The 317-nt window shown below is 71.0% G+C and carries 1 protein-coding gene; it reads right to left on the reverse strand.

Translation table 11 applies throughout. The annotated features are described in order from the left end of the window. Window positions 1-84 precede the first annotated feature (84 nt). The coding region (locus tag V7E45_RS40520) for a hypothetical protein (protein ID WP_443056365.1) at window positions 85-317 on the reverse strand (233 nt) is incomplete at its 5' end.

The following is a 317-nucleotide window of genomic DNA, read 5'->3' on the forward strand; positions in this document are numbered from 1 at the left end:
GGGTGGGACCCCCTTGGGGCGGTATCCGGAAGTTGGCCGAAAAGAAGCGTTCGAGGGTGCAAAAACCGGTCAGTCGACCGGTGTCTATCCCTTGGTGTGACGTCCGCCTCTTTGCGCGGCGCAACGCTCGGACCGCCGCAGCAGGACACGGCAGGCGGCGGTGACGGCGGCGAGTCCGAAGGCGGTGCCGGCGGCGCCCGCCAAGGAGGTGCCGTACCAGACGAGGACCACGGGGACGAGGACGCAGCTGAAGGCCGCCCAGCGGATCACGTCACTCGTGGTGTCCGGGGCGGGGCGCGGGTCGGAGTGGCGGGGGC

Source organism: Streptomyces sp. IBSBF 3136 (assembly GCF_036815105.1).
In the GTDB taxonomy this organism is placed as follows: Bacteria; Actinomycetota; Actinomycetes; order Streptomycetales; family Streptomycetaceae; genus Streptomyces.